Below are 203 nucleotides of genomic sequence, written 5' to 3'. Positions count from 1 at the left end.
AACGACGTGGACCAGAACGAAACTGACGCAGATGCGGCGATTCTTGCCGTGCAAAACGATGTGGACCAGAACGAAGCGGACGCAGATGCAGCAATCGCCCTAAAAGAAGATTCCGCGAACAAATCCGATGACGTTACCTTGGCCGATGCCACAAACACCAAGTTCCCTACGGAACTTGCCGTGAAGACCTATGTGGACGGACA

General features: G+C 53.2%; 1 protein-coding gene. It reads left to right on the top strand.

Annotation, left to right across the window (positions count from 1 at the left end; translation table 11 throughout):
• On the top strand, window positions 1-203 hold a 203-nt coding region (locus tag H9565_RS20140), incomplete at both ends, for a hypothetical protein (protein WP_215442165.1).

It is taken from the genome of Zobellia russellii, from assembly GCF_018728565.1.
In the GTDB taxonomy this organism is placed as follows: Bacteria; Bacteroidota; Bacteroidia; order Flavobacteriales; family Flavobacteriaceae; genus Zobellia; species Zobellia russellii.
Note: the sequence above shows the minus strand (reverse complement) of the source record. Positions and strands in the feature narration are given on the sequence as shown.